The following is a 19,728-nucleotide window of genomic DNA, read 5'->3' as shown; positions in this document are numbered from 1 at the left end:
CTATTTCACCTCCACAAATTGCCCAACGCATTGCCAATCGTCGCCCTCCGTATCGCCAATGAACCTGATTTTTGACGCCCGGTAGTTTCCCTTATCCTCTCGGGATTCTACTTTCACATAATCGTCAATCTGAATATGGCCATTCAGGCAATACGTAACCTCAATGCCTTTCTTGGCCTTTCTTTTGGTCGTATTGGAACTCGCGTTCTTACTCGTTGAAGATTTGCTGCTGGTCGATGCGGATTCAAAGAAAGGCTTCGGTGAACCGATCATGCCGGAATCGGCCGAAAGGACATAAGCCGCCATCGTTAGCGGTTCATCCAGTGCGCATATCTGAATAATACCATTCTGAACACTCCAGCGAAGTTTGCTTCTGTCGCACAGCCGCCCGATAAGCGTCTTTCCTGTGCCAACAAAAGCAAAATTCTTAAAGTCGATCATTTTGGCCTTGGGGGAAAGTTTGACTTCACATCCCATTTCCTGGGCAACATCCCTGACGATTTTTTCTCCGTTCACAACGCCCGAATAACTCAGGCTCACCGTTGTATCTCGTGCGGATGTAAAGCTGTCCACAAACTCAATTGTGGTCTGCCGGTCCGCTCCGTTTGTTTCCGTTTCAAAGCACGTCAAAGAACCGCCCATAATAACGGGCAGGTCATCACCATATCCAGCGCGCAGCTCAATCAGGCAATCTTCCTGCTCCAAAAGGCGCAAGGTTTCATCTGCCAGATTCCAAAGTGTGATTTTCCCCGTATTAGAACTTGAACTATCACCAATTTCACAGGAAAAGGAACATCGGATAGCCCTCTTCGTTTTTTCGTTGGGTTTTCCGATTTCACGACCGACAGAATTATTTTTCCCAATTCTTACTCGGTACTGTCTATTCCAGATATCCATCTGTCACACTCCAAGCTGTCTTGCAGGAAGGTATAGCAGTTTCGCCTTTCCGTCTACAAAATCGTTGCGGCCAATTGTTTCCTGCTCCGTTTCAACGCCAAGGACGCCCGGCGGGCCTCCTTGGGTTTGATAGTAGAAATTCCAAATTGTCCCCGGCACGAGCCTCGCCATGCCGAGGATAATATTCATTTCTGCATCGTAGATGCTAAGCATCCAAAAACCGCCGTATGCGTTCCATGTTAGCCGAAGATTGTAATATACTTCGTCAAGGTTCACGCGCATAATGGAATCGTTTCGGTCTGGTACAGAGATCTCATAGTATTCCAAATCCATCATCTATACCTCACTTAAACAATCCAATGGCTTTTGCCCCAGAACAAAGAATGCTGCTGCGGGAAGAAGATTTTCCGCTATCGGAAGATTTTGCTGTGGAGGTGCTCTTCTGGCTCGCGCCAGTATTCTTTTTAGACGTTCCCCCTCGAGCATACTTTATGCTGATATTGGCAGTTTCTGTCGAATTGATAGACACCTGCTTCAACTTCAGTTCAATACGCTCGCTGTTGCTTTCCTCTTTGGGGAACGTCACACTTTCGATGCAGACGTTCTCATAGCTATCGCCTCCGGCCGTAAAGGTCATTGGCATTCTTTTTTCCCACAGCTGACGCAGTTCTTCTACTGCGCTTTGCACCCGGCTCGATGATGCCGGGTGCCGGTCCGCCCATGTAATCGGCGCGTTAGAAATCACAGCTGTGACATCAAGCGTCACCGCTTCCAGACAGATGTGGTCACTGGCGCTATATCCTTCTTCCGTTGCATAGCCCGGGATCTTGCTGGACAATGTTTCCGGGCGTTTGATGATAGCGTCAAACTCAAAATCTCCAAGTCGAGCGGGCTGTGTCGCTTCCATCAGGCATCACCTCCCGTAATTAAGCGCATGCGCCAAATCTTTCGTAGATTGCGAGGACTGCGAACTCACGGTAGACTGCAGTTTGGATGCGGCATTGCGATCAGACACTTGGAACGTGTAGCTTTGTCGGTTTTCCTGTTTTACAGTGATGTTTTTGGTGTTCGTGGTTTGAGCAATCGGCCGCTGTGATGCCGTTGTTGTAGACACCGGCCTTCCTCCCGAAATAAACGCGCTGGCGGCGTTTCTGCTTGCAGCAGTACTCCCAGAAGAAGTCTGCACCCCTGTCGGCGAATTTCCACTGCTTGTGCGGCCGCTGCCGCCAGAGGGCTTCCCGCCTCCCATACCGCTAAAGCCAGACGGGTTCTTGTCAGAACCGTCCCCTCCATCAGAATCATCGGAGCCATCGTCGTTTCCGCCGGTAAAGAAATTCTTCACGCCGTTCCACAGGTTCTTGGCCCAGGTGATTTTATCGCCGAACCAGTCAAAGAATCCCTTCAGCCAATCCCAGATTGCCTGTGCGCTTTCTTTCAGCGGTTCCCAGGTTTCGCCAAAAGCAGCCCGTCCCAGGCCATTCAGGATGTCAAGAAAATCCTGCCACAGTTCCTTGCAGCCGGTCAGGAATTGCGTCCAATCACCGGTCTGAAAGCCTGTAATCAAGCCAGCCAGAAGATCAAACAGGTGCCCGCCCAGCGTGATGATGTCTGCGGTCAGGTCAACCAGTCCTTGCCACAGGGCTTGCAAGACAACTAGAATCGTGCCTTTGTGCTCCTCCCAGAACTGACCCAGTGAATCAAGAGCATCTCGGCCAAATTGCTTTGCTCCCTCAAAGAATGCGCTGATTTTCTCTCGCAATGCATCAACGTCAACACCAGCTTCGCTCAGGAGCCGGCCAAAGACGCTGTCGCCGCCTTGCAGGAAGGTGAAAACATCTTCCAGCACAAGGAACAGCAAAAGCCATTTTGCGGCCGCAAGGGCAGTTTGCAGATTAAATCCTTGCAGGAGTTTCACCGCGCCTGCCAAAAAAGACAGAATCTTGCTTCCATTGGTGGCAAGGAATAGAGCCGTTGCGACCATCACGATCAGCTTCAGCAGCTGTTCCACGCCGCCAAGTTTCTCGGCAATATTTTTCAGCCACGAAGTCAGCCGTTGTGCTTTTCCTATCAGGAAATCGCTTATGGTTTTTATTGTTTTGCCAATACTGGTTGTAATGCCAAGCATGTCATCTGCGCCTGCAAGCCAAAGCCCCCACTGATTTCTGACATAAGTAAGAGCGTCCCCGATGCCGAAACCGAGTTCATCAAAGTTCTTTTGAATGTCGCTTTCCGCCGCAAAGAACGCTTCTTTCAGTTGCTTTGCGGAAAGTTTTCCGCTCTCTGCCAGATTTTGGAGTTGCTTTTCGGACACTCCCATTGCAGACGAAATGGCTTTCACCACCTCTGGGGCAGCCGTTTTTAAGTTGGAAAAGCCAGATTTGTCCAGCTTGCCCGAAGATATAGCCTTTTGCAGTACACTCATGGTGTTGTCAAGATTTGCTTCTCTGCCGGAGCCTTTTTCCAGCTTTTCGACAAGCGAAACAAACTTCACAGCATCATCAACTGGGAACAGCTTACTGTTCAGCTGCACCAGCTTTGTCACATCTCCGGCCATGACCCCGTATTCTTCACGGCAATCCTGAGCCCCTTTCAGAATCTTCTGCTGGATATCCGCTTGGTCTCCCATCTCGCGGGTTGCCCCGCGGATGGTATCGTTGATACTGCCAAATTCCTCTGCAAGACTAGCAAGCTTAGTAAAGGAAAAGCCGATGCCGATTGCGCCAAGTGCTTTAGCTGCAAAGCCTTTTACTTCGCTGATAGCGCTTTTTGCGTCATCAACAGAGCTTTTATCGACCTTGAACAGAATTTGATTGACGAACTTTCCGATTACAGTTTCCTTCGCCGCCACTTATGTATCCCCCCTTCTGTCCTCTTGGCTTTTGGCGTACTCAATGTCCCGCTGCATCATAATCAGGTCGTAGAGTTTTAGCATTTCATCCAGATTATAAACATAGGTCAGTTCGTACATCGAAGCCACCCGCTCACGAATCAGGGTATACATAATCCATTCAAGGTTCGTTACTCTGTCGTTGTCGAACTCTCCGTACTGTTCGAGCTGCCCGCCCGGCGCACTTTGATAAGGCCTCCAAAGAGGGTGCTCGCATCTTTGAAAAAACCGCTGAAGTTTAAGCGAATGACCTCAGCACAAAGATTGAGCATTCCGGCGAGGTACTGGCAGAAAATTTCATCAAAATCATCCTCGCCCATGACCTCATAAGTGTTTTTCTCAGGATCCAAAATGCGGATGTTGCTGTGATCCAGCAGGAGCTCACTCACCAGTTTGCTCAATGCGTTGCCATTGATGCGGGCAAGCGCCTTGACCAGCGAGTCTTTGTCCATGTCCATCCCGTCAAACATTTCCATGTTGACAGCATCCTTATCGTCGCTAGCAACCGACACGGTGCCCAGAATCGGCAGGATGATAGATGCAACATCGCCAAAAATGTAGGTGGCATCCTTGGCACCGAATGGACGAACCTTGAACTGGTATTCGCCAACCGTGATGTCGCGCATCTCCATGCGTTTCATTTTCATATCAGGTTTTCTCCTTTCAGTTCTTCGGTTCCATCTTGCCAACAGCCCGCAGTGTCCACTCCTGACTCTGGCCGGTCTTACCGTAAGCGCACGGGGCAGGCTTGGAAACCCATGCCTTGGACGCTGTGAAGTCCGGGTTAGAGCCCAGATCCTTGACCTGCATATTGAAAAGGCCGTTGCCCGGGGTCTGTTTGTTATTGTTGTACTGCTTCAGCAGCCAGTTGTTTGTTTTGGAACCGTACTGCAGGACCAGCTTGATTTCGTAGCGAGGATCATCCGGAATCGAAATGACCACTTCGCCATCTGCGCCGGCTTCATCTGTCACACCATCGCCCTGCGGAGTGATGGTGATAAAACCATCTTCCGTAAAGCCCGATGCGATATGAATGCCCATAGTGCATAAAACGTTTTTCGGGGAATAGACAGTTACATCTCCACGCATTTAGCGGTGCTCCTTTCTCAGTAATTCAGTGTGCCGCCAATTTTTGCGGCGATCAGTGCGCCCGCCAGCTGCGCAGTCCACGTCACACCGGTAAGGCGGCGGCTCTTGCGGGTTGCGGCATCCAGGTCGGCTGCACGCGGCACCGTGACGGTATAGGCGCGGGATGCTTCTCCATCATCAGAGGAAGCATCCTGCACAATGCCACCAGCACGCACGCCCTCTTCCAGGGCATCAATAACAGCATTCTGTACCAGCGCGATGCCCTGGTCGGTGTAGGGCACCTTGGGCAGTCCTAGGAGCAGGTTCAGCACCTTGGACTGAATCTCGGTCTTCAGCCAGTCACGGAAGCGGATGGTGTCAATCCATTCGCCGCCGCTCACCTTGCCGCCCTGCACCATGGCCTTGCTGCCAACGGTCGTATAGTACGAAATATTGCGTGCTTCCAGGCTTGCAATATCCGTAGTTGACAGACCCTGCGCAGACACCATGGAAAGCGACTTGAAGCACCACTGCTCACTGCCCGGGTCATAGGAAAGGAACCGGGCAGCGTAGGCGCAGTTCACACAGTCATTCTCTGCGGTCGCATGAATCACTGCGGTGCGCAGCATAGCATCCGATACCGGAGAGGACGAAATACCAGTAGTTTCGCAGACGCAGAGTTTTTCATTTGCTTCTGTCCAGTCCGCGATGCTCTGGTAAAAGTCCTCCTTGATGCCCGCCGGGCAGATGCAGTACCAGCCCGGCATACCAATGGCCCGGTCAAGGGTCACATCCACCTTTTCGGTGGAACCGCTGGACAACTTCTGCACCGCAATCATGACTGCAGGCGGCTTCGGCGACTGGCCAAACACCTTGCTGGCCGCGATGTACACAGGATCATCAGACGTAAAGCCGGCCCCTTTGAGGTCCTGCAGACTGGCATAGCCCGCCACATCAGGCGTAACACGACCACCGGGCGTTTTCGGCAGCGGGCCCATGATAAGAATGGTATCGTAGCCGCCATCGATGGACATCGCCTCAGAAATCTGGATATTGACCTCAACGATTTTGTCGATATTCACGTTGCTTTCACTCCTTTACTCATCTTCAAATTTCTTCTCGACTTCAACCTCATCAAACCATCCGGCTTTCATGTCCGCGACCGTTTTGGATGCCGCGCTGGCATGGTCTTCCGAATATTCTCCGTCAGCCGGAGCCAAAGCAGCGTACTCCTTCGTACTCTGCACAAAGTCCACATAAAAGGAACAGCGCGCCCTCTCTACGCCGGGCGCGCTGTTGTGGATTGCTTCAGGTGATCCGTCTGCACATACCGTGATGTTCATGGCACGCATTTTGTCACCCGCGTATTGGCTATCAAAGAACTGAGCAGCCTGTTCAAGGTCATCTACAGCCGTTGACAAACCAACCTTTTTCACCCCGGCGGCGTGCTCTGTCTTGCTCTCGGTGACCAGTTCAGCAGAAAACGGAATGCGTTTGCATTTTTCCTGCCAAAGAATCCCATCCTCGATGCATTCAAATGAACCAACCTGGTCGATGCGTTCAAAATCCAGAACGACATACGGGAGCGGCGGGCGCACAGAATTGGGGTAGCTGTAAATCACTGTGCAATGGGGGTACAGTTCCACAAACATGAGCCGAACCGCCTCGCGGCACTCAGCTGGTGTCATTGGCATTCTCCCCTTTCTCGCCCTCAACGGCTTCAAACTCCGATATCCAGTGCTTCAGGATGGTGTTTCCCCAGTAGATGGACGATTTGCAGGCGTACCACTGCCCCATGTAAAGCAGACGATCTCCCGTTGTCTGTTTATCCGGTTCCGTAGGAAGAAGCTGGACATCGCTATACACAGTCAGAACGCCGGTCGTAGAGCGACCGGAAGCATCGTCCTGATTGCGGCGCGTTTTGGCCTGTACATCGAGCGGAAGCTGCATATCCGAGTAAGTTGTTTCGGCCGTGCCGCTGTCCCAGCTGGTGCCCTTATAGCGGCGCACAGTGTACATCTGCTTAAAGATGTTCATTTCTTTCCTTTCGTGATAACGTACTGGCAGTTCTGACGCAAAGTGCCCGTATCAATCAGGGGCTTCGTGGAACTTTTGCCCTCAATATGCACAGGCACCGGGCCTTTCTTGCCATATTCATTCATCATCCAGCCGCCCTCGATGGTAATGGGCGCATTGGGTGCCCATTCCTCATCCTTGATTGCATCCTGAATCATGGACTTTGCCTGCGAACCTATCGCATCGGCAACTGCATCAGCTGTTTCCAATGAGGACAGGGCCTGCTGCGAAAACTCTGACAGTTCATCCGAGTGCTTTTTGATGGTGTCCATAAAAGGACGGGCTGGAATCATCACAGAACCGTCTTTGTGGAGGGTTCCGTAGTGGTTCCAGTAGGCAACCTCGGCCAGTGATGTTTCATCGTCAGCCGCCTCTTGGCCTGCCTGATACCCTACCTCTATAGTCACATCGGCCAGTTCGTTCAGGCGCTCCATCGCCGCTCTGCCCTCTGGTGTCAGGTCAAGTCCGATGTCTCCAACTACCGCCATGGGACGGTCTCCTTATCGAATCATGATAGGCACGATGTGCCGGTTCCGAATCGAAATAAACTGCAAGCCGTAGGAAGTAAGCTGGTACTCAGCATCCCCGGTAGTCCCGGCGGTGCTGGTAGCAAAGGAAATGCTTACGCCACCTTCAGATACGCTGGCAAGTCGCCCGGTGTTTGCAATGGTTCCAAGAGAACTGTCGCCATTGCCTGCCATTTTCATAGCATGACACACCAGAAGCGCCACGGCCAGGTTATAGTCCGCTCCGAATTTTTTCTGCGAAATAACCGGTGCTTGCAGGCCAATCCAGAACGAAATATCTTCATCCGGCATGGCTTTAAACTCGGTGCCCACCATCTTTACAATTTTGGTAATGGCGGCGATATCAGGTGCATCCATCAGGATTCAGCCTCTGCCGGAGCATCGGAATCGGGCTCCTGCCCAGCCTTGGCCTTACCGCGTGTCTTCTTCTCCTGCACTTCCTGCATCAGTCCCATGCTGATGTAAAAGCCAACAGCGTCAGCAAAGGTGTCACCGACTTCTGCAGTATCGCCCGGCAGCAGGGATGCATCGCCGATACAGATGGGCTTCACAGAAATGTTTTTGATCTTCATGGTGTTGCTCCTTTCTTACAGGCCGTAGACCAGGCAGGCAGACAGAGGATAAGGAATCATCATGCCTGCATCGCGGCCCTCACAGTTGATGACGATTTCCAGGTTGCGATCCTGCGGCGCGTGCTGGAGGAAAGCCATGGGAACCTCGTGGGACATCTTGTCCGAGTCTTTGGTATACAGCAGGCCGATGTTCTTGCCGGTGCTGTTATAGTCCTTGTTGCCCTTGGACAGTTCGCCGGCAACTTCCCAGTTCTTAATCTGGGGAGTGTGATCCTTGATGTAGGACAGAACAGATTCGCCGGTGCCATCGATGCGGCGCAGGTTCAGGCTGGTGTACAGGTCGTTGGGCATGACCCAGCTGTCCGGGTGCTCCACATTCTGGGTCAGGGTGTCGATGTAGTTCAGGATGCCGGCAATGTCGGCCGCAATCTCGTCTGCGGTCTTGGATGCCCAGTCGGCCTTACCGGCTGCGCCGTTCTGCAGTGTATAGATGGGGATGTTATTGCCGGAGGACAGAACGCCGATGATGCCCGTCTTCTCGTCGCCGTGCCAAATCAGGTGATTCACCTTGACATCGTACACCCGGCGGGCCGCTTCAGCACGCGCAGAGTCCAGAGACTTCATAATACCCAGCACCGCATTGCGGCGGCAGGCACGCAGTTCCTGCACGTTGTAGCCGTAGCTGTCGCCGATGTTGACAATTTCCGCACGATGGGGAGTGCCCTTCACATCGACACGGGGCAGGTCGCTGGCGTAGTTGGCGATAACATCAGCAAAGCCAACCGGCTCATAGCTGTAGTATTCGATATACGCAGCTCCCTCATCGGTTTCGCTGGTCTGAGGGAAGATCTTCAGGCCGGACAGCTCCGGGAAGTCCTTATCGTACGCCTTGGTCTTGACATGCGCCAGCTGCTTGGCGAAGAAGATGCCTGCATTGTCGGCTCCATCCAGACGAATCTTCGTGCCGGGGAACGGGTTCTTATATGCCTGGTTAATCAGGGAGGCACACTTTCCGTTCAGGGCAAGGCGGTCTTCCTCGCTGTAACCGTTGGCGGGGTCGAAAGGATTGTACTTAGCCATATTGAACCTCCTTAGATCTGCTCTGCGAACTGGGCGGGTGCAATGCCGTTCTGGGCCGCACCGATGAAGCGGGCCTTGACCGCCAGATTGGTGTCCTTGGTCGGGGTGAACTTGCCTGCATCGTCGCCGGTAATCACAAGATAAACCGGCTGACCGTAAGCAGGTTCCGCCTGATCGGCCAGCTGCACCCACATCTTGCCGGTCTGGCAGACATCCAGAATCTGGCCTTTGCGCAGGAGTACAGCACCATCATCGTCCATCTCCGTATTGGCGCTGTACATCACAACGCCCTCGAACTTCTCGGCGGTCGCGCCGGTTGCGGGAAGGGTGATGTCCTTGCCGGGCTCCGCACCCTGCACAACGCCGCAGCCAAAGAACAGCTTGCCATCCTCTGCGCTGTTCCGGCGGGTGACTGCATCGTAATTCGCACGGTCATAAAGCAGGCCGGGCATACCGCAGCTAGGCTCGCCGTAGTTCATCTGTACTGCCATATTGCTCATAGCTTAGTCCTCCTTCTCGCCAGCATGACGCTGGATCATACGATTGCGGGCCGCATCAGGGTCGTTCTTCTTGCCCGCATTGCGGACTGCCGCATTTGCGGAATCAGCATTGAACACCTGACGACGCTGGTCTGCCACAGTCTTGCGACCATTGATTTTACCCTTGGCGATATCAAAAGCCGCGTTGATGTAGGCTTTGCTCTTGCCATCCAGACGCATACCCGGAATAACGGCATGAACGACCTTTTTCTTTGCCTGCATTACCGGCATGGATTCCATGCCATCCAGATGCAGCTTATCGCCCAGCCGACACAGTTCCACACGCTGGCTGACCTGCGCCGCAATAGCGCTGGCGCTGTCATGGTTCAGCTGACTGTTGGAATCATCCGGGTTATCATCCTCGTCCTCAGTGGGCTTGGTATCGTCCTCTGCGGCATCAGCGCGGGCATTTGCGGCATCCAGCATGGACAGCAGGGTGTTAATGTCCGCTTTGGCCTGACCGTCCTCCATGGCATCACGGCGGGCGGTAATCTCTGCCAGCGCATCGGGCTTAGTGGAATCATCCTCACCATCATCCTCGGTGGGCTTTGCAGGCTCACCGCCTGCCGCCGGGTCATTTTCATCGTCAGCAGTAGCGCCGCCAGTTGTTGCCGCCAGGTACGCTTTGATTGCTGCCTGAACGCCAACGGGGTCAAGGCCGGGAGCCGCAGGGGGACCACCCGCATCCTCACCATCATCGGTGGTAGGCTTCGTAGTGTCCACGGTGGTATCATCGTCCTGAGTGGGGTTGTTCATCTTCTCGTTCTCATCCATAGGGGTCATACCTCCATTGTTATCTTGACTGTCCATATTCAGGCGGGCATCATCACCGGCGCGAGCGACAGCAACCAGCGCCAGATGATTGACTCGGATATGGGTCTGGATTGCATCATACGGCTCTCCGTTCCATTCTCCGTGTTCCATGATAAGATCCTGATAGTACCCAACAGACAGTTCCCGCAGGCCGGATGCCTTTACCGCGTCCGGGTCATCAATGACGATTTTTGCACGGACGTTTTCTCCGTCCTGCTGTCCAGGAGTCAGGATTGTTCCCACTCTCTCCCGGCGGGCATTGTCCTTGTCGATCACCCGCGCATCGTGGGTTATGATGATGGGTTTTCCCTCATAGCTTGCAAGGCTCTCCGGGTCAAAAACATCTTCCGGCCTGCGCAATTCTCGACGCTCCGAGCCATCTTCCAGCGTGTACTTGAAGATGCCCGTGCGGGTCAGGATGGGGTTATCATAAAAATATCCCTCGGTGCTGTAATGCTCATCGACAGGCACACTGTCTGTCCGCATTTCACTCCGAAGGACTAGCGGCGGGGTATTCTGTTTCATTGTTTCTTCTCCTTAAAGGCTGCAGAATTCAGCCTATCGAAGTTAAAGACAGGTTTTGCAACACAGCGGCACTGGTAGTCCTCTCCGGGATTGCAATGCCGCCCGCTATACACTTTGCCGTGCTTTGTCATGTACCACATGGCCGGCGGGTCATCATAACGGAATTTCCGACCGTCAAGTTCACGGTGGCATTCGCGCACACGTTCATCACCTGACGAGCTCCAGATATATTCCTCCACCCCAGCGGATTCCTGCCTTGTGCGGGTCAGATTCGCGCTCAGGGTGCCCACCTGGTCACGCGCAAGAAGATTCGCTTTTGACTTGGTCACATCAAACCGGCGTTGGATTTCATTGGAAATCGCCGCCGGGGTGCGGCCTTTTGCGAAACCCTCAATAATGACGTTCTCCATATCATCGAAGCAGTCGCTTTCAATGCTGGTAATGAAGCTGACATTTTGCTCAACCCATCTTTTAAGCATCAGGTCGTATCTTTCGCCGAGAAAGAAATCATCATGGATATCCACTCCCAGCGTGGCGCGCACGCTGCGCTGCCATTCTTTGAGTTGCCGCCGGTCGGTGTAGTCAGCGCACCGGCGAACATCTCGTTCCAACGGATCGGTTTTCAGCCGCCGACTGAGCCGGTCACGCATAATGCGGAACCTGTTCTGGATGCGGCGAACCATGTCGCTGTATCCATCATGTCTGATGCTGTCGGAGCCGGTTTTCTGTTCTTCCGCAGCGATAGCCAGAATTTCAGGCATGGATTCTCGCACAATCTTCTGCAGTTCTTTCAACCGCCGATTTTCGATTGCGCGCATCTTGCTTTCTGCCCACTGCGGATACTCCGGCTCGATCTTTGATTTTTTCGTCATTGAAGAGCGCCCGGTCATGCCGGGCCCATTATTCTTCACAGGCATATCCACCTCTTTATCTTTCTGGGAACCATCTTCCCTTTGCAGGCATCAAAAAGACCCTGCATCTCCACCTTGATGCAGGGTCTTTGTTCTTATGGCATGCAGCACTTGAATTTTGACCTTTTGCTTACAGCGCGCATCCGTCCAAGCGCGAAGCGGAAGGAACGCGGTTTATGGCTCCGCGCTGGCTCTGTCATGGAACAGGCCAGAACACTTCGCAGCGGTCTGTTAGGAGCAGGGTCAGTGCTCCCTCATGCCATCGAGGTGCCGATTACGGTGTACGGCGGGTGGTGCTGGGGGTGGGGATTGAACCCACAACCTGACGTTTACAAGTCGCCTGCTCTATCCTATTGAGCTACACCAGCATAAAAGTCGAGGGTACCGGGCTCGAACCGGCGGTCTGGGAATCAAAGGCCCATGCCTTATCCAACTTGGCCAACCCTCGATATGGAGCAGTCAACGGGGCTTGAACCCGCGGCATCCTGCTTGGAGGGCAGGCACTCTACCAACTGAGCTATGACTGCAAACAAAAAGAGCCTTTGCGAGGGACGCTTTCACGTCACCTGCAAAGGCTCTCAACGCCAATATTTTAGTCAAACACCTTTTTGCCTTCGGCAAACTTCTTTTTAGCTTCGTTCAGGCTGATGCGGTTATAACCGCCGCGATAATCAGGATCCGCTCTCTGCACGCCATCATTTACCCAGCCGCACACAGGGCATTCCTCAAAATCGTTGTCTTCATCAAAGCTATGCTGCCCACATACCGGGCAGAGGATTTTCTCAGTCATCTTCGATTCCTTCCAGTTCAAGCTGACGTTTATAGTAATCTTCCCCATCGTCAGGCTTGAACATCGTTCTTACGCCCTTCTCTGGGGAACCTTTTGCAAAGTCATTTTTCTTCGCGTCATACCGGCACACAAGGCCATCTTTTGTCTTGTAGCCTTTTATGCCGTTTCCGCACGGGCTTTCCAAAAGTTGAACCGCCCGCTTTTCGTACTGCTCCTTTGTCGTAATGCCATCGGGAGCGTACTCAGCGGCGTGAGTTCTTCCATTCTGCCAGTGGTTGTTCAGCTTCTGCTTGTTGGGGAAACCTTTCACCTTGAAAGTGTTCGCGCCTTTTGCCGAAACTGCGTTAGAATTTATTTTAGCATGACTTTGAGAATCATTCAAGTCTTTTGATGAATTTTCCTCGCTCGATACATCTTTTGATGATGTAGAGCCGCCAGAACTGGAGAACCTTCCATCCTCATCGCGGTTGTGCTTGCTCTCGTCAAAATCATCCAGTGTAATGCCCAGCCGGTCAAGGTATTCTTTCACGCTTCTGAGAAACGGTTCAAACACAAGCCCGCCGGGCACATCCTGCTTCAAAATCTGTTCAGGGAGCATCCATGTAGCCGTGAACATCTCCTTTTGGTCGCATCGGGGCACACCATCGAAGCTATTGACGCGGTAGATCTGAACGGGAAGTACCTCATCCGGCTTGCCCTTGCAGTTGCCGAGATAAGTAATATCCCCCACGTCAATATTGAACTCTTCCTTTGCTTCCCGGCGGAACGCCACGCTCGGTGTTTCTCCGGGTTCGATGTGACCGCCAGGGCCGCACCAGCCTTGCCCATCAGAACGTTGTCCGCAGAGGATTTTCCCATCGTTCAAGACAAAGCCGGCAACATAACCGCATTCTCCTTCATCCGTAACCAGGTTGCCTGCCGCAGGCGGGTTCTGCGGATTGGTCGGCTGGGGAACGTCAGCCCCACCCAAGCCCCAGTCCTGATTGACATCTGCTTCTGTGATGATGTTTTCAGGGTCAAACTGTTCATCCTGCGCCAAGGACTGACGAACCTCGGGAATTTCCAAAATGCCAGCTGTAACGTAGGTAGACACAGTCTGTGCTCTGGTAAGTTGGGCCGCGGCATTCGCCTGGTCCTGCGTAGCCTTTTCATCATCAGACAGGCTCCATGCGCTCTTGTATGTGATGGTGTACTCCGGCACCTCTTTGATTTCGCCGTTCCACACCATTCCGCGCAGAATCAGTTCGACCAGCGTGCGAGTATTGTCCCGGAGGTCGCCAGACTGGATGCCGGACACAGCCTCCTTATAGTTCTCCATATCCCCTTCACCGGTAGCATTCTCGCCCGCTGGAGAGCGGCCAAAGAGCCTTGTTTGCGGGATATGGCTCACAGCGGACAGCATTGCGCAGGCATTGTCCAAGATGTCCTTAACGCCGGCCACAGACAGGGATTGAATGCCTACATCTTCGCCATCTGCATCAATAAAGACCATATTCAGCAGATTGCGGGCAAGGTCAAGCATTTCCATACGCTGAAGCACCGTATCGTCACCGTCTGCCGTGGACAGAACATTGGCAAGGTTCTTCATTTTGTATGTCACCATCGACAGCCGTTCCAGCAGGCGAATAGAGTAGCCCGGGCCGATGCTGGCATTCCGCAGTTCTTCACGGATGCGCATATACTCCGGGATGCCCCATGTTCGATAGAGATTGGCCATCGTGGAGCCTTCGGGAATCTCTCCGTTATGGAATATCAGGCAGCGGGAAGAATGCACTACATAGCTGCCATACACACTGTTCACCTGGTAAAACTCCGGGATGCCCGTACCGCCTTTGCGGTAGTTTTCATCGTCAGGGTTGTTCTCATAGCCGTTGATCCACAGCGGAAACACCTCATTCCGTCCGTAAATCAGCAGTTCTTCCACGCCATGAACATCCCGCCAGTTCAGCGGATCCTGAAGAAGTCTACCATCATCCACCAGCATAACAACAGCAGAGCCGCCAAACAGTCGTGCCCATTTTAACGCTTTCGCGAGCCTGCTTTGGTAGTGGATAGTCTGCAGATGGTCGTCAAGACGCTTCTGCAAATCCTTATCCTTGATGCCAAGGTCGATACCGTTCTTGGTGGCATCGTCTGCCGGGGCATCAATGATGGTTGAGAATAGTCCGTTTCCTGCATAAAGGTCAGCCAATTCCGCATCCGTCACAGCTGCACCGGTTGCCCACTGGTAATACTCGGTGCTGTCGTGCTGGGTACCATACTTGTTCAGAACGTTGTAATAGCCGTCGAGGCGAAGCTGCGTTTTGATTTTTCCGGGGATAACTCTTTTCACCTTTTTCTCCTTTCCGGCTATCATATCAGACTGCGTACATCAAAGATGCCGCCCTCATACAGCGCAAGGGCTACCGCATCAGCGCGGTCAGGGCTGGTCAGGCCACGCTTCTTCAAGGCATCCTTGCTTTCAAGCTTCAACTTTGCAGGAGCACCGCTAAAGATATATTTGCGGGTGGTAAGCTGCCCTATCAGGGTTGAATCGTTCGGGATGTGCAGGGTGCCCGCCGTGGCCATATCCCGTAGGACCGCCCACATCCACGTTGCGATATCTGCATAGCGCCCGGCGGCTTCCTTGTCCGGCACAGCGCTGGAGAAGTTTACCGGCACGACCATCAGCTTGGTTAGCTTCTGCCGAATCTTTTCTCGGTTGAGTATGTCGGTCACGCCTCCGCCAACGCCGGTGTCATCAATGACCGCGTAAATCAGACCGCGGTACTGCGGATACGCTGCACGCATGGTTTTATATATCGCAATGATATCGTCTGCCGTAGCGTATAGGTCTTGACCATGGCGCGTGACCAGCTTTTGGATATCTCCATCAATGTTCTGTGCAATGGCCGTATCATCGTTGCCAAAGCGGGCTACGTCACACCCGATGGAGATCCGGGCTGGAGCACAATGCTCCAGAGGTTCAGTATTGACGGCCTTTGTTGCGAGTGCCATCGGAATAAAGACATCGTCCTCATTCTCCGGGAACTCTCCGTCAACACGGACACGGACTACATTGCTGTTCTTGCCGAACTTCCGCTCCAAGTCAGCGATATTCTGCTTATTCGTGCGGGGGCTGTCCCTACTGGACACCTTCATGCAGTAGTAGGACTGGGCGTCCACGGTGTGCGAATCGTGGAATGTGCCCGTGTTCTGCGTTGGGTTTCCGCACATCAGTAAGCGGTTGTTATCGCCGGAAAGCGTACCCTGTATAGCCTCCATGATGGGGTCAGCAACGCCAGATGCCTCGTCCACCACGAAAAGCATATTATCTTCGTGGAAGCCCTGCATATTCTCCGGCTTGGTGGCTGTGCGAGCCACGGCGAACCAGCGTTTCTCATGTCCTCTCATGTAAACACGAGTCTTTGTCCACACAAGCATAGCCTGCAAGACAGGGCTGCGTTCCTGCCACTTGGCAATCTCAGCCCAGAGCACATCGTTCAACTGCTGGCGGGTCGGTGCCGTGCACACGACGCGGGGATACGGGAAACAGGAAAGAAACCAAAGGACTAGGTTCGCTTCAAAAGCAGTCTTTCCAACGCCCTGTCCTGAGCGAATCGAAACCTTGCGGTGTTGTGCAATAGCTGTGGCGGCTTCTTTTTGCCACGGATCAGGCTTGAAGCCAGTGACCTCTTTGAAGAACAAGCAAGGGTCTTTACGGTACAGCGGGATCCGCTTGGCAAAGACTTCACGTTGTCTCAGTGCCATCGTCCACATCCTCCGCTTCCGTGTCTGCCGCCTCGACTGCCGCAACCCAATCGTCTACCAACTCATTCTTGCCGCTGTTGCTCATTCTGCGCAGGTCAGCAAGCTGTTGTATCACCTTGGACTTCTGGCGCTGTACATCGGTCAATAGCCGCTCTAAGCGTTCCACGATAAGGTAGCTTGATTCGACGGTGGTTGATGTCTCCACGGTGGTGCCGGGGAGCCTTTCTTCCCGATCGACTTTGGCATCTATCCGCTCAATGTAAACCTCCTTATCGTGGGCTTCTTTTTCCTTGTCCTCGTCCAAGCGAGTAAACGATCTGCCAGACTTAGAGGTATGCACCGATTGAATGTGCTGTTTCTTCTCTTGAACAGCGGAAATGCGTTGAAGCAGAAAAGCTTCCCGGGCGGTCAGCAGTTGGAGTTCCTGTATCAACAGGTCTTCTGCATCAACGTCCTTCGTGCAGTCCTGAATGGCTTTTTGGTTTTCCTCTGAAAAAGAACCAAACATCACCGCAGACCAGCCACCGTGTTTCAAGGCATTCTGGTTACCCGGCGGCGCGCCTCCATGGTTGCCAACTGCATTGACATTACCCAGCGGTGCGCCCGGCTTTGGCTTGTCATCCTGCGGGGCTTTCTGGGCGCACTTGGAAGATGCACCCTTGGGGTGCGGCGGGGTGCATTTCTTGGGTGCACCCTTTTGTGCATCCCAATAGCGCCTCTTCCACGATTTCACAGTGTTCAGCGATACGCCCAGCTTCTTTGCGATTTCGGTGCATCCCATCCCCTTCTTATAAAGGGTGAACGCATTATCTCGCGTTTCCATCTACATCGCCACCACTATCCTTCTTCATTTTCTGTCCCGGTATCTACCCGGGCTGTTGTGTTGTTTCGAAGAAAAAGCGCCGACCCTTTTCAGAGCCAGCGCCGCGGTCCCTCTCACACGACCTTTGCGAGAGCGGTTTTGGAGATCATCAAGTTTCCCAGTTCCACGGCCAGGAATGTGCCCACGAACAGGCCAGCACTTGTCAACCAGAACGGTGCACCGACCATCATAGACAGTTCCACGCCGATGAACAGAGCCACGGACAGGGATAGGATGACTGCTTTCCACAGAATCCCCAGCCTTTTCCACGGCCCCCAGACCACCAGTGCGTATGCAGTCCCCTCAGCCAGCAGGCCAAAGAGCACATCGACCGGGCCGAAAGGGCTCGTTGCATTTGCGATTGCAATCCCCAGCAGAACCGCCGGGGCGTACCGCTTATCCTTGAACGGGAGGGCGCACAGCATATTAGCCACCCGGAACTGGATAACTCCCCATGACAGCGGGTTCAGGGTGGTTAATGCGACATATAGAGCCGCGACAACTGCGGTCTGGCATAGGGCTTTGGTGTTTCTCATATCCCCTGCCCCCCTCATACCATAACGACCACATTGCCGTGGGATGCGTCGTTCACCGCAGATTCGACCACGATCCAGCTGGGGTGCACATCCTCAACAAGCTTCTTCTTCAGCTTGCTGGCTGCTTCCTCGATGACGAGATTTTCACCTTCCAGACATTCACGGATGAACTTGTCGATTTCGCAGTAGTCCGGAATAATCTCTGCCGGCTCCATGGTCACAGTAAATTCATTGGTGTAGTCTGTCTTTCCGATGGGGCAGAAGCACCGGCATTTCTGCTTATAGACGATTTTACGCACGCCGTAGCGATTTTCAAACTTAGCCATTGTTTTCTTCTCCTTTCGGCTTCTGAACGATGAACAGCAGCTCTTTTGCCTCACGCGGGAACGGAATTGCCATAAAGGCTGTGAGGAACGCAGATGGGACATAGGCTTTCATACGGGTGTAGAAGTCCCGCAGCGCCGGTTCCTGCTTGGAATAGAACTCGTCCATCTCCCGGACGCTGGTGACCAGACCAACCTCCTGCACAATGCTGAATCCGATTTCGGCCAGCTTGGCTTTCAGTTCATCGTAGCCCCACTCATAGACATGAGCGCGGTACTGGGTCTGATACCCATTGCCCGGGGTGTTCGGACAGGAGAGAAACATCTTTGCACCCGGCTTCATCACCTTGTAGCATTCTGCAAGGCTTTTTGCGCCGTCCGTAGGGTGCATATGCTCAATGGCAGAGGTGTAAATCACAAAATCGGCAAACCCCGCCGGGATGACTTTCGACATCTCAGCAACGTTGCCCAGCTTCCAACCCACCCGGAACGGGTAGTAGGAAGTCAGATCTTTAGGTTCAAGGTTCTTTGCGGTTGCGCCGCGCATAGCCTCTTTGATGTTCGCTTTGCTGATGTCTACGCCGGTATAGGATGCAATATCCTTTGCGTAGTAGCGCAGCAGTGGGAGCATCAGAGAGCGGCCGCAGCACACATCCAGCACGTTCATGCCCTTTTTCGCCATGTGGGCGGCGGCAAGGTGCTGGATATAGTTCATTACGTCCAGATTGGTGAAGAAACCGTCTCTGAACTGCATATAAAAATTCCGCATCTGGTAGGTGGTGCAGAGAATTTTTTCTCTGTCCATGCCATCCTCAACGCGGTATACGATATCTTTATCCACGCCATTTTCCTTTCGTATCAAGGTACTTCTGGTATTTGATCCACTCTTTCAGCGCATACTCTCGGCGAATCCGGTAGTCTGCGCCTATCATGCCCTTCGGGGGTCTGACCACAACCATTTCTGAGCCGTTGAAGTAGGACAAGCCGCCAAAATTGACCTGTGTAGTCCATGTGGTGCTGTCCACGCTATAAAAGCCAAAGTCAACCGCGTCCTTTTTGGTGTAGCCCAGACCGTGCACCCGCACCCCGCAGGCGTTCGCATACTGCACCAGCCGTTTGATGTAGCCGTACTCGCTGGGCTGAATGTGCTTGATTGCGAAGCCACCGATGCCGATATAGGGATAGTCCCTGCACAGGCTTTTAAATTCGTCAAGGCCGCGGGAGCGATGCCAGACTGGAATGCTCTGCTTGCCCGTCTCAGCTTCAAGGCGGGCTCTCATGCGCTTTACGGCATCATAGCCTACGATGATATCTACGTCCAACTCGAAGAAGTGCTGCACATCGTGGCGGTTGATGAATTCGATATACCTGCTTAGGTACCCGTCCCAATCCACCGGCTTTGATGAAGCCTCTACCCCGTGCATAAACGTGAATGCCCCGCTGTCGAGCAGAAACATCTTCCATTTTGGCATTTCCTCGACCTGCCACGGCTTGATATAGAAAAAGCTCTCCAGAACGTACTCCGGCCTGTTTTCCCGCACAATTTTCTCCGACGGGAAGGTTCCCGCCAAA

General features: G+C 53.2%; 25 protein-coding genes and 3 tRNA genes. All 28 read right to left on the bottom strand.

Going from position 1 to position 19,728, the window contains the following annotated elements:
- The 28 genes from MTP36_RS08235 to MTP36_RS08100 all read right to left on the bottom strand — a co-directional run bounded on the left by MTP36_RS08235 (position 1) and on the right by MTP36_RS08100 (position 19,697).
- A complete protein-coding gene (locus MTP36_RS08235) occupies positions 1-897 on the bottom strand; it encodes a hypothetical protein (RefSeq protein ID WP_249247435.1) in 897 nt (298 codons plus the stop codon).
- 3 nt (positions 898-900) lie between these two features.
- Positions 901-1,233, bottom strand: a complete 333-nt coding sequence (locus MTP36_RS08230) for a phage baseplate plug family protein (protein ID WP_249247432.1) — start codon at positions 1,231-1,233, stop codon at positions 901-903.
- 7 nt (positions 1,234-1,240) lie between these two features.
- Complete coding sequence (locus MTP36_RS08225) at positions 1,241-1,804, bottom strand: phage baseplate protein (RefSeq protein ID WP_249247430.1); 564 nt, start codon at positions 1,802-1,804, stop codon at positions 1,241-1,243.
- 6 nt (positions 1,805-1,810) lie between these two features.
- Positions 1,811-3,745 carry a tape measure protein gene (locus MTP36_RS08220; RefSeq protein ID WP_249247427.1) on the bottom strand — a complete coding sequence of 645 codons (1,935 nt, stop codon included), beginning with the start codon at positions 3,743-3,745 and terminating at the stop codon, positions 1,811-1,813.
- Positions 3,746-3,898 (bottom strand): hypothetical protein, encoded by a 153-nt coding sequence (locus MTP36_RS08215; protein WP_181573017.1) that lies wholly within the window; start codon positions 3,896-3,898, stop codon positions 3,746-3,748. It abuts the gene before it with no gap.
- Positions 3,899-3,915: 17 nt separating this feature from the next.
- Positions 3,916-4,431: a phage tail assembly chaperone gene (locus tag MTP36_RS08210; protein WP_249247425.1), complete on the bottom strand. Its 516-nt coding sequence runs from the start codon at positions 4,429-4,431 to the stop codon at positions 3,916-3,918.
- 16 nt (positions 4,432-4,447) lie between these two features.
- Entirely contained in the window at positions 4,448-4,873 is a 426-nt protein-coding gene (locus MTP36_RS08205; protein ID WP_249247422.1) for a phage structural protein, read from the bottom strand.
- 17 nt (positions 4,874-4,890) lie between these two features.
- Positions 4,891-5,934, bottom strand: coding sequence for a DUF3383 family protein (locus tag MTP36_RS08200; protein WP_249247412.1), 1,044 nt, complete (start codon positions 5,932-5,934; stop codon positions 4,891-4,893).
- Between the two features lie 15 nt (positions 5,935-5,949).
- A complete protein-coding gene (locus MTP36_RS08195; protein ID WP_249247409.1) occupies positions 5,950-6,504 on the bottom strand; it encodes a hypothetical protein in 555 nt (184 codons plus the stop codon).
- A 22-nt stretch (positions 6,505-6,526) separates the two neighbouring features.
- Positions 6,527-6,889, bottom strand: a complete 363-nt coding sequence (locus MTP36_RS08190; RefSeq protein WP_249247400.1) for a hypothetical protein — start codon at positions 6,887-6,889, stop codon at positions 6,527-6,529.
- Positions 6,886-7,416: a hypothetical protein gene (locus MTP36_RS08185; protein ID WP_249247391.1), complete on the bottom strand. Its 531-nt coding sequence runs from the start codon at positions 7,414-7,416 to the stop codon at positions 6,886-6,888. The genes MTP36_RS08190 and MTP36_RS08185 overlap by 4 nt, the downstream gene beginning before the upstream one ends.
- A gap of 12 nt (positions 7,417-7,428) precedes the next feature.
- Positions 7,429-7,812 carry a DUF4054 domain-containing protein gene (locus MTP36_RS08180; RefSeq protein WP_249247388.1) on the bottom strand — a complete coding sequence of 128 codons (384 nt, stop codon included), beginning with the start codon at positions 7,810-7,812 and terminating at the stop codon, positions 7,429-7,431.
- Entirely contained in the window at positions 7,812-8,027 is a 216-nt protein-coding gene (locus MTP36_RS08175) for a hypothetical protein (RefSeq protein ID WP_249247387.1), read from the bottom strand. The genes MTP36_RS08180 and MTP36_RS08175 overlap by 1 nt, the downstream gene beginning before the upstream one ends.
- Before the next feature lie 15 nt (positions 8,028-8,042).
- Positions 8,043-9,107 carry a major capsid family protein gene (locus MTP36_RS08170; protein ID WP_249247384.1) on the bottom strand — a complete coding sequence of 355 codons (1,065 nt, stop codon included), beginning with the start codon at positions 9,105-9,107 and terminating at the stop codon, positions 8,043-8,045.
- Positions 9,108-9,118: 11 nt separating this feature from the next.
- Positions 9,119-9,607 carry a structural cement protein Gp24 gene (locus MTP36_RS08165; protein ID WP_249247382.1) on the bottom strand — a complete coding sequence of 163 codons (489 nt, stop codon included), beginning with the start codon at positions 9,605-9,607 and terminating at the stop codon, positions 9,119-9,121.
- A 3-nt stretch (positions 9,608-9,610) separates the two neighbouring features.
- The gene (locus tag MTP36_RS08160) at positions 9,611-10,984 is read right to left on the bottom strand and encodes a DUF2213 domain-containing protein (protein ID WP_249247380.1); all 1,374 of its coding nucleotides are present in this window, start codon (positions 10,982-10,984) and stop codon (positions 9,611-9,613) included.
- A complete protein-coding gene (locus MTP36_RS08155; protein WP_249247378.1) occupies positions 10,981-11,901 on the bottom strand; it encodes a phage head morphogenesis protein in 921 nt (306 codons plus the stop codon). The genes MTP36_RS08160 and MTP36_RS08155 overlap by 4 nt, the downstream gene beginning before the upstream one ends.
- A gap of 285 nt (positions 11,902-12,186) precedes the next feature.
- Positions 12,187-12,263 (bottom strand) — tRNA-Thr (locus MTP36_RS08150).
- Positions 12,264-12,270: 7 nt separating this feature from the next.
- A tRNA-Gln gene (locus MTP36_RS08145) sits at positions 12,271-12,343 on the bottom strand.
- 3 nt (positions 12,344-12,346) lie between these two features.
- Positions 12,347-12,422, bottom strand: a tRNA-Gly gene (locus MTP36_RS08140).
- Between the two features lie 65 nt (positions 12,423-12,487).
- Positions 12,488-12,685 carry a CPCC family cysteine-rich protein gene (locus MTP36_RS08135; protein ID WP_249247375.1) on the bottom strand — a complete coding sequence of 66 codons (198 nt, stop codon included), beginning with the start codon at positions 12,683-12,685 and terminating at the stop codon, positions 12,488-12,490.
- A complete protein-coding gene (locus MTP36_RS08130) occupies positions 12,678-15,017 on the bottom strand; it encodes a phage portal protein (RefSeq protein ID WP_249247362.1) in 2,340 nt (779 codons plus the stop codon). The genes MTP36_RS08135 and MTP36_RS08130 overlap by 8 nt, the downstream gene beginning before the upstream one ends.
- A 20-nt stretch (positions 15,018-15,037) precedes the next feature.
- Entirely contained in the window at positions 15,038-16,435 is a 1,398-nt protein-coding gene (locus MTP36_RS08125) for a DEAD/DEAH box helicase family protein (RefSeq protein ID WP_249247345.1), read from the bottom strand.
- Positions 16,416-17,258: a helix-turn-helix domain-containing protein gene (locus tag MTP36_RS08120; protein WP_249247336.1), complete on the bottom strand. Its 843-nt coding sequence runs from the start codon at positions 17,256-17,258 to the stop codon at positions 16,416-16,418. The genes MTP36_RS08125 and MTP36_RS08120 overlap by 20 nt, the downstream gene beginning before the upstream one ends.
- Before the next feature lie 113 nt (positions 17,259-17,371).
- Entirely contained in the window at positions 17,372-17,833 is a 462-nt protein-coding gene (locus MTP36_RS08115) for a QueT transporter family protein (RefSeq protein ID WP_249247334.1), read from the bottom strand.
- 14 nt (positions 17,834-17,847) lie between these two features.
- On the bottom strand, positions 17,848-18,159 hold the full coding sequence (locus MTP36_RS08110) for a hypothetical protein (RefSeq protein WP_249247324.1): 312 nt from the start codon (positions 18,157-18,159) through the stop codon (positions 17,848-17,850).
- A complete protein-coding gene (locus MTP36_RS08105) occupies positions 18,152-18,997 on the bottom strand; it encodes a class I SAM-dependent methyltransferase (RefSeq protein WP_249247321.1) in 846 nt (281 codons plus the stop codon). Before MTP36_RS08105 ends, MTP36_RS08110 begins: the two co-directional genes overlap by 8 nt.
- Complete coding sequence (locus tag MTP36_RS08100) at positions 18,990-19,697, bottom strand: hypothetical protein (RefSeq protein WP_249247317.1); 708 nt, start codon at positions 19,695-19,697, stop codon at positions 18,990-18,992. Before MTP36_RS08100 ends, MTP36_RS08105 begins: the two co-directional genes overlap by 8 nt.
- Between the last annotated feature and the right edge of the window lie 31 nt (positions 19,698-19,728).

The organism is Faecalibacterium sp. I4-1-79, assembly GCF_023347235.1.
Classification (GTDB): domain Bacteria; phylum Bacillota; class Clostridia; order Oscillospirales; family Ruminococcaceae; genus Faecalibacterium; species Faecalibacterium tardum.
The sequence above is the reverse complement of the archived record's forward strand: the minus strand, read 5'-3'. Positions and strand labels throughout refer to the sequence as shown.